This is a genomic window from Lysinibacillus sp. Bpr_S20, from assembly GCF_023337835.1.
Lineage (GTDB): Bacteria > Bacillota > Bacilli > Bacillales_A > Planococcaceae > Lysinibacillus.
Genome location: NZ_JALNLQ010000002.1, coordinates 65297 through 82409, shown reverse-complemented (window position 1 = coordinate 82409; position 17113 = coordinate 65297). Strand labels below are relative to the sequence as shown.

Genomic DNA, 17113 nt, shown 5'->3' with positions numbered 1-17113 from the left:
AATTATTTTAAGTTCTTCTACGCAATCGTTTTTGCAAAACAATCCATTTTCGAAACATTTTCAACGCATAGTAAAAAGCCACACCTAGTCAGATGTGGCTTAACTTTTCAACACATAATAGTCCTTTCTAGTCTCCTTTTTTACATGTCATGCATATGATGCAAATGAGACAAAGTGCTGTTCTCAAAAAGGAGGAATACTATGAATAATGATGAAATCAATGTAAATCAGCCTTCTTATTCACAAGAGAATCAAAGTGCAAGTTTAGGAAATATTGACACAATCATTTCTGATCTATGCGACAGTCTATTTGCATTTGCTCTTGATTTTGCCTTAAATGCCTTAGAATATACAAAAGAATTAGATGGAGAATTAGAATATACAGATGAATTCAAGAAACAACTAGACGATATTATTATTGAAATAGAGGAAATTAAAAATATTTTAGAGGAGTAACCTGTTCTATTAAAATCGTGATATTTTGACCTACTACTTCCACTCCAAGACTCCTCCTTAAAAAAAGTAGGGGTGTCTAAATGCAAAGCTTTCAAGATATGTGTACAAAATTTGCACAGATTGTAAACGGAAAAGCTTCTATGGAACATGGCGTATGCTCAGTAAAACTGAATCGCAACCTTAATGTGAAGATTCAAGGTCGCCCAAGTCGTAGTGCACTTCATGCTGGGATTACATTCGAATCGCTTGATATATATGGGAATGCACTTAACTTAGGTGAAGTTGTAGTACTCCAAGAGGAATTACCTCCGTTTGTTAAGGTACTTGCTGAAAATAATTTGATTATAAGTGCTGTTCATAATCACTGGATATATTCGGACCCCGTTATTTTATACGTTCATTTTCAATCAATAGAACCCCCACTAATCTTTGCCCAAAAGTTTGCTCAAGCTTTTCGTGTTTTAAAAAACTACTAAAACGGTCACTTTAAAAGAACTGCTTAGAACAGTTCTTTTTTGATATGGCTGAACTCTCCTTTAGTGGTTGCTTCTCATCTATAGTCCAATTTCATTCCATCTGTAAAGAAACAAGTGTACAAGCCCCTTGTCATGGATTCAAAATTCAAATCCTGTTCATACACACCTGTCTTATTAATGAGCAATGACAAAAGCAAAATATTACCTTTAGCACTATGAATTTCTGCGTTTTTTTTACTCATCGCTATTTACAAGTAAGCATGAACATTGATATGATTGCTTTTGCTTCACGTGGTTCGTAACCATCCCACGTAAAAAAACTAAGGAGAAATGAATATGAAAATAAAATTTTTAGCAACGAGCGGCATTATTGCAGCACTCTACATTGCTGTTACATTATTAGTCGGATCATTTGGCTTTACAGAGGTACAATTCCGTCTATCTGAAATGTTTAACCATTTAGTTGCCTTCAATCCCCGTTTTGCCGTCGGAATTATTATTGGTGTATTTATCTCCAATATATTTTCACCACTCGGCATGTACGATTTAGTCTTCGGTGTGGGCCATTCGATGATTACCCTTGGGTTGTTCATTCTTATTTGTAAGATTGTCAAAAATATTTGGGCACGTTTAGTCATCAATACATTTTTATTTACATGCACAATGTTTATCATTGCTTTTGAATTGAACTTAGCATTAGAATTACCATTCTTCTGGACATGGTTAACTGTTGCTGCAGGTGAATTTGTTGTCTTAGCAGTAGGTGCGCCGATTATGTATGCACTGAATAAACGCTTAAACTTCAAAAACTTGATTTAACTGACGGATCTTATCGAGCCGTATTTAATAAAAAGAGGACGGTTTCATCGAGGGCACTGAAAATGTCCCTATCTTCTCACATTACGAGGTATTCAACGATTAAATCGTCGAATACCTCGCTTTTTTCATTTGGCGCTTTGACTCTATTGTTGTTTTCCGAAGCATTCCGCTCGCTTTCCGCGGGCGAGCGATGCTTCGGAAAACAACGCAATGTATCATTCTATTATTTTAGTCACGCTTTCTTTTACCCCGATGATTTTAAGATTTCTCCTTTCTTTTAATACATTCATTATAGTTTCTAACGTAACCGTATAAAGAATTAAAGAACTTTATCAGTTAGTAATTAATGCATTATATCCTTCATAACATAGCTTGCCCGTTAATTTTTCTCAGCGGGCTCGCACAATTATGCAGGGGAATAATTTGCACAGCACGCTTTGACACTATTCTGAAAATACTTTACAATTCATTTCAACAAATGCTAGGAAAAAGAATAGTAGCAAGAGGTCGTACTTAAAGAGAGCTGATGGTTGGTGCAAATCAGTAGTACAAACTTGTGAATGGACTTTGGAGCAGCCTCATCAAATGTGAGGACGAAATTACTCCCCGTTACCGGAGTACGAAAGCGCGCATTTTTGCGAATGAAGGTGGCACCACGGTTACTCGTCCTTTTTATAGAAGGATTGTAGTGACTTTTTTTATTGGGAAAATTAGAAAGAGGAGTCGAGAGTAGATGAGTAAAGTAGCAGAGAAAAAAGGATATTTCGGTGAATTTGGAGGTAGCTTTGTTCCTGATGAGCTTCAAAATGTATTAACTATTTTAGATGAAAACTTCCAAAAGTATAAAGACGATGAAGACTTTAATAAAGAGCTAGATTATTATTTCCGTGAATATGTTGGGCGCAAATCTCCACTTTATTTTGCTGAAAATTTAACAAAACAATTAGGTGGCGCAAAAATTTATTTAAAGCGTGAAGATCTTAACCATACAGGTTCACATAAAATTAACAACGTTCTTGGGCAGATTTTGTTGGCAAAGCGCATGGGTGCTAATCGTGTGATCGCCGAAACAGGTGCGGGACAGCATGGTGTAGCAACAGCAACTGCCTGTGCAATGTTCGGGATAGATTGCACCATTTATATGGGATTAGAGGATACAAAACGTCAAGCACTAAACGTCTTCCGTATGGAGCTTCTTGGTGCCAAGGTAGTAGCTGTTGATAAAGGTCAAGGACGACTAAAAGATGCAGTGGATGAAGCATTTGCTGATTTAGTTGAAAACTATGAAACGACTTTCTATTTACTAGGTTCCGCTGTTGGGCCTCATCCATTCCCTTCAATGGTCAAACATTTTCAATCGGTCATTAGCCGTGAAAGTCGCGAACAAATTTTAGAAAAAGAAGGCAAGCTACCAGCAGCAGTACTCGCTTGTGTTGGCGGTGGTAGTAATGCGATTGGTGCGTTTGCAGAATATATTGCAGATGAAAATGTTCGCCTCATCGGTATTGAACCTGATAAAGCTGCCACATTAAATAAAGGCACACCGGGTGAATTACACGGCTTCAAATGTTTAGTACTGCAAGATGCAGAGGGCAATCCACTACCTACCTATTCGATTGCCGCTGGACTAGATTATCCTGGAGCTGGCCCAGAGCATAGCTATTTAAAAACAATTGGTCGTGGAGAATATGTAACCGTGACGAATGAAGAGGTGCTCGAAGCATTCCAAGTGCTGTCAAAAGTTGAAGGGATCATTCCTGCACTTGAAAGCTCCCACGCAGTTGCCCATGCCCTTAAGCTTGCACCAACATTATCTTCGGAAGAAAGCATTATTATCAATATTTCTGGCCGCGGAGACAAAGACGTGGAACAAGTATTCCAAATGTTAAGTAGATAAAAAATGAAAGAGCGACTTCCTTTTGTGGAAATCGCTCTTTTAACTATACGAATGAAGCTAATTTCGGATAAATTTCTGCTACATTATCTCGAAGCTTAGCTTTCAAAAACTTCCCAACTGATGTTTTTGGAATTTCATCTAAAAATACTACATCATCCGGTACCCACCATTTTGCAAATTGACTTCCTAAAAATGCAAGAAGCTCCTCTCCACTTACTGACATTCCTTCCTTCAACACTACGCAAGCTAGCGGGCGTTCTTGCCATTTGACATGTGGAATTGCAATAACTGCCGCTTCCAAAACCGCATCATGTGTCATTAACGCATTTTCTAAATCAACGGAGGATATCCACTCCCCACCCGATTTAATTAAATCCTTTGTACGATCCATTATTTTGATAAAGCCATCCTCTGTACGTACCGCAATGTCTCCTGTATATAACCAACCATCTCGATACGCATCAGTTGTACGTTCATCACGATAATATTCGTGTGAAATCCACGGACCCCGCAAGCGTAACTCTCCCATGGTCTCACCATCCCATGGCACTTCTCCATTGTCATTTATAATACTCGATTCAATACCGGCCATTGTCATTCCTTGCATTGCTCGCGATTCAATACGCTTTTCAATTGGCCATTCTTCCATCCAAGACATATAATTTGATAGCGCTACTATCGGCGTTGTTTCAGTCATTCCGTACACGACGATATACGGAATACCATACTGCTCTTCAAATGTACGAATAAGTCGAGTAGGTGAAGCAGAGCCACCACAACAAATAGCTCGTAGCGAACTTATATCTCGCTCACGCTTCTCCTGTTCCTGTAACGCTCCCATCCAAATTGTCGGCACTCCAGCAGTTAATGTAACTTTCTCCTGCTCCACTAAATCCAAAATGATTGCCGATGTGAATTGCGGGCCAGGTAAAACTTGTGTAGCACCTACATTGACACTAGCAAATGGTAAACCCCATGCATTTGCATGAAACATCGGTACAATTGGCATCACAACATCACGCTCAGAAATGCCCATTGAATCAGACATACTCAGCATCATACTATGTAGTACTAAACCTCGATGTGAATAAACAACCCCTTTAGGATTTCCCGTTGTAGCACTCGTATAGCACATGCCAGCAGGTTCTTCTTCCCCTATATCCTCTGGGAATTCAAAGTTTTCATCTGCTGCTGCTAATAAATCCTCATAGGATAAGGCATTCGGTAATGTCGTTTCTGGCAAAGTATCCTCATCCGTCATAATAATATAATGTTTCACTGTCTTAAGCTCCGACGCAATGTTTTCAATAACTGGTAGCATATCCACATCAATCATTAAAATCTCATCTTCTGCATGATTAATAATATAAGTTAAATGCTCTTCTGATAAACGAATATTCACCATGTGCAAAACAGCGCCAGAACACGGTACTGCAAAATAAGCTTCTAAGTGGCGATGCTGATTCCAGGCAAAGGAGCCGATCTTCGTCCCTCTTGTCATCCCTAGTTTTGTAAGCCCATCTGCTAAGCGACGTGTCCTTTTCGCCCATTCCCCATAGGTTAAACGATGAATCTTTTGTGGGCTTGTCCGAGAAATGATCGTCTTTCTCGCAAAATAGGTTTCTGCCCGTTTAAAAAAGCTTGTTAATACTAACGGCGTTTGCATCATAAAAATCATCCATCCCCTCTTCTTGTGAACTCCCTTTTTTACCTTTGTGAAATATTAATAGTATTTTAATAGAATACTATTAATATTCTGAATACGATTATATTTTAAAATCGCAAATTAAGCTATATATTCCAGTATTTTTCTTTTTATTGTTAACTTTTTCTAAAATAACTTATTCGCATAACTGGGGGTGATTTCCGTTCCGACTGAGCGCTTTGTTGCTGACGCTTCGCTTTCGCACAGATAAAACATTTGTAAGGCGTTATCATAGGATGTGATGCTCTTAGCCTTTGTTCCCTATCGCTGATCCCCGAGGAGTTGCCCTATCTCCACTCCAATCAACCTTTTACATAGATACGTTTAACAAATGTCATCCTAATCTTGATTACCCTACAAAATAAAAAAAGACGAAGAACACTAAATTCTTCGTCCGATTGTTGGGAATATTTATTTATGAACAAGCTTTTGTTTGTAGCTTGATTTTTAATTTTTCTAGCATATCAACTGTCATTTTTGCTAAATCATACTGTGCTTTAAAGCCCCATTCTTTTTGCGCTGCTTCTATATTTAAAGAATTTGGCCAGCTATCTGCTATCGCTTGACGTACTGGATCTACATGATAATCCATACGGAAATGTGGTACATGCTTTTTAATTTCCGCTGCAATTTCAGATGGCTCAAAGCTCATTGCAGTGATATTAAAGGCGTTGCGATGTATTAGTTTGTTACTATCGGCTTCCATTACATCTACAATAGCCTGCAATGCATCTGGCATGTACATCATGTCCATGTACGTACCTTCTTGGATATAGGAAGTATATTTACCTTGTTTGATCGCCTCATAAAAGATTTCTACTGCATAATCTGTCGTACCACCCCCCGGAGGAGTTACGTAGGAAATTAACCCTGGGAAGCGCACACCACGAGTATCTACACCAAAACGGTCGAAATAATAATCGCATAATAGCTCACCCGCAACTTTATTTACCCCATACATTGTTGTTGGTCGCTGTAATGTATCCTGTGGCGTATTATCCTTCGGTGTCGATGGGCCGAACGCGCCTATTGAGCTTGGTGTGAAAAATTGTAAGTTTAACTCACGCGAAACCTCTAACGCATTCATTAAGCCACCCATATTTAAATTCCACGCCAGTAACGGATTTCTTTCCGCTGTTGCTGATAATAACGCCGCTAAATGCATCATTGTATCTGCACCAAAATCCTTCGCCAGATCATGCATTCTTTGTCCATCTGTCACATCCAACACTGCAAATGGACCCTTAGAATGCTCAAGCTTCCGAATATCCGTCGCTAATACATTGTCCTCTCCATAAATACTACGAAGTTTTTCTACAAGCTCAGAACCTATTTGACCTAGTGCTCCTGTAACCATTATCTTTTTCATTTCTCCAAACCTCCACCTGTGAACAATTGTACTTTCAGAAAGTACAATAATATATAAACAAACATTGATTTACTAACACTTCCGATGAATATCATTATAATTTGTTCACATTAAAAATACAACCATAATATTTTCAATTTTTAAAAACAGAATAAAAAATCCTTTATCATCAGTATATGGGGCCTCCGAAATATTGTGCTTATAAAATAAACAAAATACATATGTACATCCCAAGAATACATCTATTTATTTATTTCTCTTGTTCTATAACATGAAACGCTCACCTACTTGTCAAAAAAAAGAACCTTCTTTGTAAACAAAGAAAGGTCCCTGACTTTAGGACAACATAAAATTAAATGGAGAAACGGTTTACGGCTATTTGTAAAACTTTTGATACTTTATGTAGTTCTTTAATATAATCATGGAATTGCTGCTGAGCAGTTAATTGATCGGCTGTTAGAACAGCTACATGTTTAGTTGATGCCGCATTCGTATCAGAAAATGCTGTTAGCATCAACGCATCTTCACTAACCTTTTTCGTATGGTCGGCAATTTCTTGAACGGTTGCTGATACTTCCATTATATATGGCTTCATTGTATGTACTTTTTCTAAAATTTGATCAAAGCTTGTTGCCGTATCCCCTGTAACTTGCACACCCTTTTCTGTTGCCACTAACACCCCCTCCATCATCTGCACAGCATAGCTAGAATCTAAATGAATGTTTTGTACAATGGACGTGATCGTTTGCGTTGCATGAACAGTTTGCTCCGCAAGCTTGCGAACTTCATTGGCCACAACCGCAAAACCTTTACCATGCTCCCCTGCTCTTGCAGCCTCAATAGATGCATTTAAGGCTAGGAGGTTTGTTTGAGCGGTAATTTTTTCAATCTCTTCGACCATTTGATCGATCGTAGCTGCTCTTTCTACAAGATTAAAAATAGCTGTATTCGATTTTTCAACTGCACGCTTTATAGCCTGTATTTGTGTTAAATTTGCCTGTACAATTTCCGTACCACTTTCTGCATTACGTGCCGTTTTATGAGCAAAATTTTCTACTACCTGTACTTTTTCCAATATTACTTGCACACCATTTAGCACTTCCTCTAGAGATGCTGTATTGGAAGCTAATTTTTCCGTAGAAGCAGCCGTTGAATGAGAAATAGACTTTACATCCTTTGCAATTTTGTGCGTCGTATTAGACGACTGTTCGGACGATTCGTGCAGTTTCCCGGTCATTTCTTCAACCTCATGTGCACTATTTGATACTGTATGAAGGAGTCTTTTCACCTCTGTTACCATTTGATTGTAAGACAATACTACCTCGCCAAGCTCATCCTGCGCCACATAGCTAGCATTCGCTGTGAAATCCCCTTGCTCTGCACGCTTTAATAATGATTTCAATTGACGAGTTGGTATATTCACAGCTTTTGTGGCGATGAGCCCTATACAGATTACTAATAAAACAACAAATAAACATACTCCGCCTAATAACCAATAACCAAATTGCACATCTTTCTGGTAGGCTTGTTGCTGTTCCTTAGCCCTCTGAACTAAATAGCTTTGCGTTTCTTCTAATAATGAATGACTTTGTTTACTTACAGGCAAATAAGACTGAACATAAAATTGTCGTTGTTCATTTTGACCCAATTGCTTATAGTTATCGATCAATGCTACCTGCTGTGCTAATAATGCCTTAAATTTATTCAACTGATGGGTCATTTTTTTATCGATTTCTAGACTATCTAAATGATCTAAAGGCTGCTCAGCATTTTTTAAAATGACCGTCATTTCTTGATAAGCTCCAGCTGAATCCACTAAATAATCTACTTGTCGTTGTGATTCTTCAAGTTCATTTAACCATCCAATCGGTACAAGTCCTTCTGAATAGCTTTCACTTGCATGCCATGACATTTTTCGTAAATAATCAATACTAAAAATACCTAACAAAATATTCGATAGTACACAAACAAACATCAATATAAGTAATTTGTCCTTCACCATTATGTATCGAAAAAAATGCATCTCCCTCGGCTCCTTCTCCAACTCTTACCAATAATAATAGTATGAAGATATAAAGCTAGTGTTATGTTTTTGTAAAGATTGCACGAAAAGTAGATCTTATCCTCAGCATTCGCGAGCAACCTCCCAATACTTTACTCCCACAAACGAATCGATCAAATGTCATATTAAAAATCCTACAAACACACACGTAGAGACTTAGATGGTAAATGAACAAAATAGTAAAATCGATTTAAACCCTACAATAATCACAATAATCATTTAACTCGCAACCTTCCGCATTTTCTATCGTTGTCTATTAATAGTATGGTTTATCTTCATTCAACAAAGTGTTAATGTAGCGGCAGCTACGAATGTTTTCATTGATCAAAAGAGAGGTGTTTGCGTGTTACAAATCAATAAATTAGATAAAGGTTTAGTCATTAGCTTGACATTGCTCGGTATCATTAGTTGTCTCTTTGTTCATTCCAGTAGTACGGTATTTGAGCAGTATACAAGCTCGTTTATTAAAAAGCAGTTTATTTATTACCTAATCGGATTTTTAGTTATGTATGGAGTAGCTACGCTTGATATTGAGCAACTAAAAAAGATTGGCTGGCCATTTTATTGGGCGATGGTCTTGTTAACATTTGGCTTGTTTATTGCACCCGAGAGTATAGCCAGAACTGTAAATGAAGCGAAGCGTTGGTACCAAGTTCCAGTGTTAGGATCATTCCAGCCTTCAGAGTTTTTAAAGTTCGCGCTTCTAATCGTTGTTAGTAAGGTCATTGTTGCCCATCGAGAAAAATATGAGCGCCCTACCTTTTTAACCGATATGCGACTCCTCTTCATAATTGCTGCTCTCACTCTTCCGCCTATGCTTGCTGTTTATAAGCAGCCTGATACGGGCATGGTAATGATTTATATGTCGATGATTGTACCAATGCTTTTCTTTTCAGGTATGCAAAAAAAATTACTGATCATCTTTACAGCTATCCCAGTATCAATTCTTAGCGTTGTGGTTATTCTTTATGTAAAATTCAATGATTTTTTTACAGATAAAATTTTAAATAAATTATCAGGACATCAAATTTCTCGAATTTATGGCTGGTTGCAACCTCATGAATATCCAGACTCATCTTTTCAAACAAGGCAGGGATTTTCGGCAATTGGTACAGGACAGTTTACTGGAAAAGGTTACATGAAAAATGATGTATATGTCGTGGAAAAGCATACAGATTTCATTTTTGCAAACATTGCTGAAGAGATCGGATTCATCGGAGGTGCATTTGTCATTACGCTTTTATTTTTTGTCATTTACCGTATTGTTCTCATTACAGTAGAAGCAAAGGATCCATTTATGACGCTGATGGGAGCAGGGATTTCTAGTTTATTAGCCTTCCAAATTACACAGAATATCGGTATGACAATTGGCCTTTTACCTGTAACTGGTATGACATTGCCATTTTTAAGCTATGGCGGAAGTTCACTCATATCAAATTTCATGTTAATAGGCATTGTGATGATTATTTACAAATCATATAGTGGCTACATGTTTAAAACAACAAAAGAGTAAGGTGAATTGTGATACTTTAAAAAAGAGAATTTTATCTTCATTCAGTAGAAGACTCATACCTTTGAAGGTGATTAGATGAACACTGATATGATTCCTTTTTAGCGAACGTCTAACACCTACTGAATGAAGATAATGCCTCCGGCGGATGTCACGGATTTTGAAAGGAATGAAATGTGCAGGCACAATTCAAAATCCAGACGCATTGTTTATCTGTAGCGAAAGCAAAGCGACAGCTACAATTACGCCAAGGCGAAATTGATTATTACTTGCTCTAACAGGAGGAGTTTTATTCATACTCATATTACGCTTAGCCTTTCTTATGCTATAAAACACTAAAAAAGCTGTCTCAAAAGTTTTACTACAACTTTTGAGACAGCTTAACTTTTATATTTTATACACTAATTAAAGCTCCACTTTACGGATATTATCAATGACAACTTTTAATATTGTATCGAGATCCTCTTGTACAATATTTAGTGGCGGAGATAACGTTAATACGTTATTAAAGCCTGCAACAGTTGCTCCATTTTTACCTATAATAACCCCCTGCTCCTTACATGCAGCAATAACAGCATTTACTTTATCTACTGGTAAAGGCTCCTTCGATGTTTTATCTGTCACTAACTCGATGCCTATTAATAAACCTTTGCCTCGAACATCCCCAACATTCGGGTGAGTGCCCAATGCTTTCTGAAGTGCTTGAAGGGTAGTTGCTCCAACCTCAGTAGATCTTTCAAACAATGCTTCTTGTTGGAGAATCTCAATATTTTTTAATGCGACCGCACATGCGACTGGTGATCCTCCAAATGTATTGACGTGACGGAAATAACCGTATGCATCAGACCCAGTGAATGCCTCATAAATTTCCCGTTTAACCGCTGTAGCTGATAATGGTAAATAGGCACTTGTAATCCCTTTTGCCATCGTAATAATATCTGGTTTCACACCGTAGTTCATAAATCCAAATGGCTTACCTGTTCGACCGAAGCCACAAATAACTTCGTCTACAATCATTAAAGCCCCATGTTTTTTACATACTTCTTCAATGCCCTTTAAATAGTTCTCCGGCGGCATAATAACGCCCCCACCTGTAATAATTGGCTCTAAAATCATTGCGGCTATTGTTTCACTTAGCTCCCATGTCATCGTCTTATCGACAGCCTTTACGCTTGCTAAATCTGTCGGAGCTAGTGTTTCACTTTCATGTTCTCGATATTGATCAGGTGGTGCTACATGTACAAAGCCAGGTGCTAATGGTTCATATTTATATTTTCGTTCCGCTTGCCCTGTCGCAGCCAATGCTCCAAAAGAATTGCCATGATAGGCACGATAGCGAGAAACTATTTTATAGCGAGAGCTTTCTCCTTTTTGTTGATGATACTGACGTGCAATTTTAAACGCAGTTTCATTCGCCTCTGAACCACTATTAGAGAAGAAAATAACATAATCTCCACCAAGCATTTCATTAATCTTTTCAGCAAGTTCAACCGCTGGTAAATGCCCCTGTGATAAAGGCGCATAGGCGTTTTTCATCATCTGCTCGTGTGCAACATCTGCTAATTCCTTACGTCCATAGCCTACATTTACACACCATAATCCTGCCATAGCATCGATATATTCAACGCCATCTGTATCAACAATCCTTGCACCGTTTGATTTTTCTACTACATAGGTTGCTTGTGGATTGTAAGGTTTCATTGAATGCCATACATATTGTTCATCTTTCTTTAAAATATCATTTTTAAGATTTACTTGAACCATATCTATACACCCCTTTAGTTAGTTTCACTTATTCACATCGTTATTGCTTGGGAACGCGAATGAACTTGTCGTATCCTCTGTTTCATCTGGCCAGCGTTCAGAAATTGTTTTTGCTTTCGTAAAGAAACGTGCTTGGTCAGGTCCAAACATGTGCCCTTCGCCAAACTTAGAACGCTTCCATCCGCCAAAGTTGTGATAGCCAACCGGAATCGGAATCGGGACATTAACGCCTACCATACCTACTTCAATTTCTTCTTGGAATTTACGCGCTGCCGATCCGCTACTCGTAAACATCGTGACACCATTCCCAAGTTCGTGATCATTAACCAAATCAATCGCTTCTTGTAAAGTTTCAACGCCTACAACGATCCGTGCAGGACCAAAAACCTCCTCTTTAAAAATAGTCATCTGTGGCGTTACATTATTCAACAATGTCGGACCAAGGTAAAAGCCGTTAGACGTTTCGCATATTTTCGGATTTCGACCGTCCGTTACAAGATTAGCTCCCTCCTCGATAGCACCATCGATATATCGAAGAATGGTATCTTTTGATTGCTGTGTAATAACTGGGCCAAAGTCTACCTCAACATCTGTATATGGGCCAACCTTTAATTGCAAGATTTTCTCCTTTAATATCTCTGTAAAGCGTTGTTCAGTATCTTTCCCAACGACGATTGCTCCTGAAATGGCCATACAACGCTGTGACGCCGCTCCATATGCTGCACCTAAAAAGGCATTTGCTGTTTGCTCTAGATTTGCATCTGGCATAACAATCATAAAGTTCTTCCCGCCACCAAATGCAGCAACACGCTTATTGTGCTTTGTTCCTGTTTGATAAATGTACTCTGCAACAGGCGTCGATCCAACAAATGAAATTGCCTGAATCTCTTTATTTTCTAGTAGTTCATTAACCGCCTCTTTATCACCATTAATGACTGTCCAAATCCCATCTGGCAGTCCTGCTTCTTTCCATAACTTACTTATATATAATGCCGAAATTGGCACACGCTCAGACGGCTTTAAAATAACGGCATTCCCTACCGCAACTGCCATACTTGTAATCGCCAGTGGCACCATAACAGGGAAATTAAATGGAGCAATTGTTGCAACAACTCCAAGTGGGGCTTTTGCAGAAAAGGCATTAATATTGCCACCTACATTAACCGAGTACTCCCCCTTCAGCATTTGCGGGGCACTTATTGCCATATCTACAGATTCAATACCACGAACAATTTCGCCTTTAGCATCTTCCTTCGTTTTCCCACTTTCCTCACAAATGAGTTCAATGAGCTCATCCTGTCTTTCTACTAATAACTGACGGAAACGATGCAATACTTCGACCCGTTTACCAATCGATGTCTTTTTCCATGATGGGAAGGCTGCCTTCGCTAGCTGGATAGCCTGTTTTACCTCATCACTAGTCGCAAATGGAACTTGTGCAATAACTTCTCCTGTTGTTGGATTAAAAACTTCCGAGTAACGACCACTAGTACCTGCTGTTTCAACACCATTGATAAAATGTGATAGCGTTTTCACTTTTTGCTGAACTGTCATAATTTCCCCACTCCTCAATTATGTTATTCAAAATCTAATTCTTCCTTTTGGAAAATAGAACTCGCTTCATCTACTGGGTCTGACGCCTTTTTCTTTTGTGTAACTAAATAGAAAATCATCACGACTGTCACTACTACACATGTAAATAAAATTTGTGAACGCATCGATTCAATAAAGAACATAGCGATTAGTAATGCTGTTGTAGCCAGTATTGTGAAATACGTTAAATACGGGAACAACCACATTTTCACTTTTAATAGCTCCGGGTTTTCTTTCTCAAATTTCCGGCGCATTTTTAATTGTGAAAAAGCAATGATTAAGTAAAGAATCAGCGTAATTGCACTACATGAACTAAGTAAAAACATAAATACTTTATCTGGAGAAACATAGTTCATAATAACGGCGATATAAGAGAAGAATGTCGCCGTTATTATGGCATTAACAGGTGCACCTTTTTTATTTAATTTCAAAAATGCTTTTGGGGCCTCCCCCTTTTCCGCTAAAGAAAATACCATTCTCGATGTCGCATAAAGCGCGGAGTTTAAGCACGATAAAACCGCCGTTAAGACAACAAAATTCATGATTTGCGCAGCTGCCGGAATGCCGATGTAATCCAACACTGCTACATAGGGACTTGTTAAAATATCAGAGGAATGCCAAGGTAATAATGTGACAACTACTGTGATCGACCCAACGTAGAAGATCAAAATACGCCAAGTAATTGAATTAGTAGCTTTTGTCACTGCTGCTAACGGTTCGTCAGATTCCCCTGCCGCAATCGCAACAATCTCTGTGCCCATAAAGGAGAAAATAACAATGACTACTCCCATCAAGACAGAGCCGAAACCATTCGGTAAAAAGCCTCCCTCGCCGATTAAATTGGAAGTACCCACCGCATCAAAATTAGGCGCGATCCCAAAGATAATAAATGCACCAAGTGCCAGAAACGCTATAATACTTGCAACCTTAATAAGAGAGAACCAATATTCAAATTCACCAAAAGCTTTTACGGAAAGGACATTTGTTAAAGTAAGTGCAACTGTTAGTAAAAGACTTAGTAGCCATAACGGAATCCCATCATACCAATATTGAATAATCGCAGCAGCTGCCGTTGCCTCTAAAGCAATCGCAACAACCCAGAAAAACCAATATAACCAACCAATCATAAAGCCAGCCCACGGACCAATTGCTTCATGTGCATAATGCGCAAAAGACCCACTTGTTGGATTGACAGCTGCCATTTCTCCAAGCATTCGCATGACAAGAATAACGATAATACCTGCAAAGATATAAGATAAAATTGCGCCAGGTCCTGCTAAGTTAATCACGGAGCCACTCCCCATAAAAAGACCGGCTCCGATAACCCCGGCAATAGCGATCATCGTCATATGCCTTTTCTTTAACCCTCTCTGTAATTGCGTCTGTTGCTCCATACACATCCACCTCTTTTATTAGATTGGATTAACGTTTACAAAAATTTTACATGTTATACAGAAACGAAGGTATAGACAAACTGTAAAATTCTATACATTTGTTTTAAACATAATGTAAAATAGACTAAACATTCTCAAGAAACGATATTCACGTTTATTTAAGCAAAAATCACACGTAATAAAGAAAACCGAATAACGATCTATGTTAAAAGGAAGGAGGATAAAATGAGTCAATTTAAGCTTCAAGTAAAGGATGTATTAGAAAACACATACTTTCAAAGTGCCGAGGTCGTAGCTGGTGAAGATGGATTATTACGAATTGTTAAGTGGGCCCATGTCATTGAAAATATACAAGTAGATAATTTTTTAGCTGGTGATGAATTAGTTTTAACAACAGGGATTACCCTTCAACAACGCATAGAGGATTTTATCTTTTTTGTAGAATCCTTAATCAATAAAAATTGCGCCGCATTGTGCATTGAATACGGCAGCTACATCCGGAATATCCCCGAAGTAATTGTAGCTCTTGCTAACCGTCACAACTTCCCTATTATCGTTTTTCACGATACTGTTCCTTTTGTCCGCATTACACAGGATTTACATAGTCAAATTATGAATCAGCAATATTTAATGATCTCTACTTTAGAATCTTACTCTCAAACATTAAATAAAAATGCTCTACTCGGGCAAAACGCAGAAGACATTTTACAAAATATGTATAGTGAATTAAAGACACAAATTATCTTTTCAATTAAAGGTCGCGAGCCTATCTTGTTCCCGAATATGCCGCATAATAAGCGCCAACAACTTTTAACGGTGAAAAAATCAGCACCTGTATTTAAAAATGAACCAATCTTTATTTTTGACCAGCTTTACGCAGATTTAACGCTTTATAGAGAGGATGGTCTATTCTCAGAGTTCGAATTACTTATTTTAGACCGTACAGCGACTGCGCTAGCACAGCTGTTAATGAGAGAATTTTATATTGAAGAGAAAAGGGACATTGAGGATGCCTCCATTTTAGCGGATTGGATCGATCAAAAACTATCAAAAGAGGAAATTTATAAATTTATCGTCACGCATCATTCTAACTATAAACTTTCTAGCAGTGCCGTTTTTATTTTAGCCACTCCTAATGCCGTCTCTAAAGTGCAAGAAGATATTGTCTATAGTAAGCTCTACTATCGAAACCTTTTCGAGCAAAATGGATTTATTCCATTTTTATTCGAAAGAAAAAGCTATGTCATTTTTATTTTACTCCATACGAAGGATAGTAAATCGAGTCGCGAATTATTAAATACATTAGTTTCTTCCCTTCAAAAAACCGATTTTTATAAGAAGCAAATGGTCCAAGGTTATCAAGTCGCAATTGGCAAAGTTGTGGCAGATGTAGAAGAAATCCCAAAGAGCTATCAAACGGCACTCGAAACATTGTATATTTGCAGTAAAGTACAAACAACATCTTATTTTTACGATGATTTACATTTATATCACCTCATCTATAAATTACAGATGCAAGTAAACCTACAGGAAGTAATTCAAGATTATTTGCAGCCCGTTATTGAATACGACAAAAAGTATAATAGTAAGCTATTAGAAACGCTGCAGGTATACTTGCAAACGAATGGCTCCAAACAACAAACAGCCAACCAACTGTTCATCGTACGCCAAACACTCTACCATCGTTTAAAAAAGCTTGAAAGTCTCCTAGGGGAAAATTTTATGAAGGGCCATAATCGCATTACACTTGAATTTATGTTGCTTGCTAATTCTTTAATTGAGGAAAAAAACTAATTTTATAGTTGTTGATTGGGTTACCGGCGATGTTCGCAGGTTTATCAGCGTTGTTCATCGATTTATCAGCGATATTCATCAGTTTAGCGGCGATATTCATCGGTTTAGCGGCGATATTCATCAGTTTAGCGGCGATATTCATCGGTTTAGCGGCGATATTCATCGGTTTAGCGGCGATATTCATCAGTTTAGCGGCGATATTCATCAGTTTAGCGGCGATATTCATCGGTTAGCACACTCAAGATTACTTTGTTTCTTGAGCGTGCTACCAGAT

General features: G+C 38.1%; 13 protein-coding genes, 1 riboswitch and 1 other annotated feature. Of the genes, 6 read left to right on the top strand and 7 right to left on the bottom strand.

Translation table 11 applies throughout. The features are described from left to right. Nucleotides 1-201 precede the first annotated feature (201 nt). The 4 genes from MWJ95_RS05005 to trpB all read left to right on the top strand — a co-directional run bounded on the left by MWJ95_RS05005 (nucleotide 202) and on the right by trpB (nucleotide 3648). A complete protein-coding gene (locus tag MWJ95_RS05005; RefSeq protein ID WP_249075225.1) occupies nucleotides 202-456 on the top strand; it encodes a hypothetical protein in 255 nt (84 codons plus the stop codon). Nucleotides 457-536: 80 nt separating this feature from the next. Continuing rightward, nucleotides 537-932 (top strand): DUF1259 domain-containing protein, encoded by a 396-nt coding sequence (locus MWJ95_RS05000; protein WP_249075226.1) that lies wholly within the window; start codon nucleotides 537-539, stop codon nucleotides 930-932. A gap of 285 nt (nucleotides 933-1217) precedes the next feature. Continuing rightward, nucleotides 1218-1262: riboswitch (PreQ1 riboswitch) on the top strand. A gap of 6 nt (nucleotides 1263-1268) precedes the next feature. Then, nucleotides 1269-1751: a QueT transporter family protein gene (locus tag MWJ95_RS04995; protein ID WP_249104617.1), complete on the top strand. Its 483-nt coding sequence runs from the start codon at nucleotides 1269-1271 to the stop codon at nucleotides 1749-1751. A 474-nt stretch (nucleotides 1752-2225) separates the two neighbouring features. After that, nucleotides 2226-2425 (top strand) — a binding site (T-box leader). A 59-nt stretch (nucleotides 2426-2484) separates the two neighbouring features. Beyond that, on the top strand, nucleotides 2485-3648 hold the full coding sequence (gene trpB / locus MWJ95_RS04990; RefSeq protein WP_249075228.1) for a tryptophan synthase subunit beta: 1164 nt from the start codon (nucleotides 2485-2487) through the stop codon (nucleotides 3646-3648). A 43-nt stretch (nucleotides 3649-3691) separates the two neighbouring features. On the opposite strand, the gene MWJ95_RS04985 is transcribed toward trpB, so the two are convergent. From MWJ95_RS04985 to MWJ95_RS04975, 3 genes are all read right to left on the bottom strand, one after another. Next, entirely contained in the window at nucleotides 3692-5317 is a 1626-nt protein-coding gene (locus tag MWJ95_RS04985; protein ID WP_249104924.1) for a long-chain fatty acid--CoA ligase, read from the bottom strand. Nucleotides 5318-5768: 451 nt separating this feature from the next. Next, complete coding sequence (locus MWJ95_RS04980) at nucleotides 5769-6722, bottom strand: L-threonine 3-dehydrogenase (protein WP_249075229.1); 954 nt, start codon at nucleotides 6720-6722, stop codon at nucleotides 5769-5771. Nucleotides 6723-7074: 352 nt separating this feature from the next. Beyond that, the gene (locus MWJ95_RS04975) at nucleotides 7075-8745 is read right to left on the bottom strand and encodes a methyl-accepting chemotaxis protein (protein ID WP_249104615.1); all 1671 of its coding nucleotides are present in this window, start codon (nucleotides 8743-8745) and stop codon (nucleotides 7075-7077) included. Between the two features lie 382 nt (nucleotides 8746-9127). Between MWJ95_RS04975 and MWJ95_RS04970 the strand changes: the two genes are divergently transcribed. Further along, on the top strand, nucleotides 9128-10297 hold the full coding sequence (locus MWJ95_RS04970) for an FtsW/RodA/SpoVE family cell cycle protein (RefSeq protein ID WP_249104612.1): 1170 nt from the start codon (nucleotides 9128-9130) through the stop codon (nucleotides 10295-10297). Between the two features lie 402 nt (nucleotides 10298-10699). Here MWJ95_RS04970 and MWJ95_RS04965 read toward each other — a convergent pair whose 3' ends face one another. Genes MWJ95_RS04965 through MWJ95_RS04955 form a run of 3 tightly spaced genes read right to left on the bottom strand, consistent with a single transcriptional unit; the run spans nucleotide 10700 to nucleotide 15045 of the window. Beyond that, nucleotides 10700-12058 (bottom strand): aspartate aminotransferase family protein, encoded by a 1359-nt coding sequence (locus MWJ95_RS04965; RefSeq protein WP_249075232.1) that lies wholly within the window; start codon nucleotides 12056-12058, stop codon nucleotides 10700-10702. Between the two features lie 24 nt (nucleotides 12059-12082). After that, on the bottom strand, nucleotides 12083-13612 hold the full coding sequence (locus MWJ95_RS04960; RefSeq protein WP_249104610.1) for a CoA-acylating methylmalonate-semialdehyde dehydrogenase: 1530 nt from the start codon (nucleotides 13610-13612) through the stop codon (nucleotides 12083-12085). A gap of 23 nt (nucleotides 13613-13635) precedes the next feature. Further along, nucleotides 13636-15045 carry an amino acid permease gene (locus tag MWJ95_RS04955; protein WP_249104609.1) on the bottom strand — a complete coding sequence of 470 codons (1410 nt, stop codon included), beginning with the start codon at nucleotides 15043-15045 and terminating at the stop codon, nucleotides 13636-13638. Nucleotides 15046-15270: 225 nt separating this feature from the next. Between MWJ95_RS04955 and MWJ95_RS04950 the strand changes: the two genes are divergently transcribed. Then, complete coding sequence (locus MWJ95_RS04950) at nucleotides 15271-16839, top strand: PucR family transcriptional regulator (RefSeq protein WP_249075234.1); 1569 nt, start codon at nucleotides 15271-15273, stop codon at nucleotides 16837-16839. Here the strand turns inward: MWJ95_RS04950 and MWJ95_RS04945 are convergent. Further along, a complete protein-coding gene (locus tag MWJ95_RS04945; protein WP_249104607.1) occupies nucleotides 16811-17065 on the bottom strand; it encodes a hypothetical protein in 255 nt (84 codons plus the stop codon). The genes MWJ95_RS04950 and MWJ95_RS04945 overlap by 29 nt on opposite strands. Nucleotides 17066-17113: the final 48 nt, after the last annotated feature.

Excerpts from the sequence above, each read along its gene's own strand:
- MWJ95_RS04960 (WP_249104610.1), bottom strand. The coding sequence starts at position 13,612 with ATGACAGTTCAGCAAAAAGTGAAAACGCTATCACATTTTATCAATGGT.
- MWJ95_RS04965 (WP_249075232.1), bottom strand. The coding sequence starts at position 12,058 with ATGGTTCAAGTAAATCTTAAAAATGATATTTTAAAGAAAGATGAACAA.
- MWJ95_RS05000 (WP_249075226.1), top strand. The coding sequence starts at position 537 with ATGCAAAGCTTTCAAGATATGTGTACAAAATTTGCACAGATTGTAAAC.
- MWJ95_RS04945 (WP_249104607.1), bottom strand. The coding sequence starts at position 17,065 with ATGAATATCGCCGCTAAACTGATGAATATCGCCGCTAAACTGATGAAT.
- MWJ95_RS04995 (WP_249104617.1), top strand. The coding sequence starts at position 1,269 with ATGAAAATAAAATTTTTAGCAACGAGCGGCATTATTGCAGCACTCTAC.
- MWJ95_RS04985 (WP_249104924.1), bottom strand. The coding sequence starts at position 5,317 with ATGATGCAAACGCCGTTAGTATTAACAAGCTTTTTTAAACGGGCAGAA.
- MWJ95_RS04950 (WP_249075234.1), top strand. The coding sequence starts at position 15,271 with ATGAGTCAATTTAAGCTTCAAGTAAAGGATGTATTAGAAAACACATAC.
- MWJ95_RS04975 (WP_249104615.1), bottom strand. The coding sequence starts at position 8,745 with ATGCATTTTTTTCGATACATAATGGTGAAGGACAAATTACTTATATTG.
- MWJ95_RS04980 (WP_249075229.1), bottom strand. The coding sequence starts at position 6,722 with ATGAAAAAGATAATGGTTACAGGAGCACTAGGTCAAATAGGTTCTGAG.
- MWJ95_RS04955 (WP_249104609.1), bottom strand. The coding sequence starts at position 15,045 with ATGGAGCAACAGACGCAATTACAGAGAGGGTTAAAGAAAAGGCATATG.
- trpB (WP_249075228.1), top strand. The coding sequence starts at position 2,485 with ATGAGTAAAGTAGCAGAGAAAAAAGGATATTTCGGTGAATTTGGAGGT.
- MWJ95_RS05005 (WP_249075225.1), top strand. The coding sequence starts at position 202 with ATGAATAATGATGAAATCAATGTAAATCAGCCTTCTTATTCACAAGAG.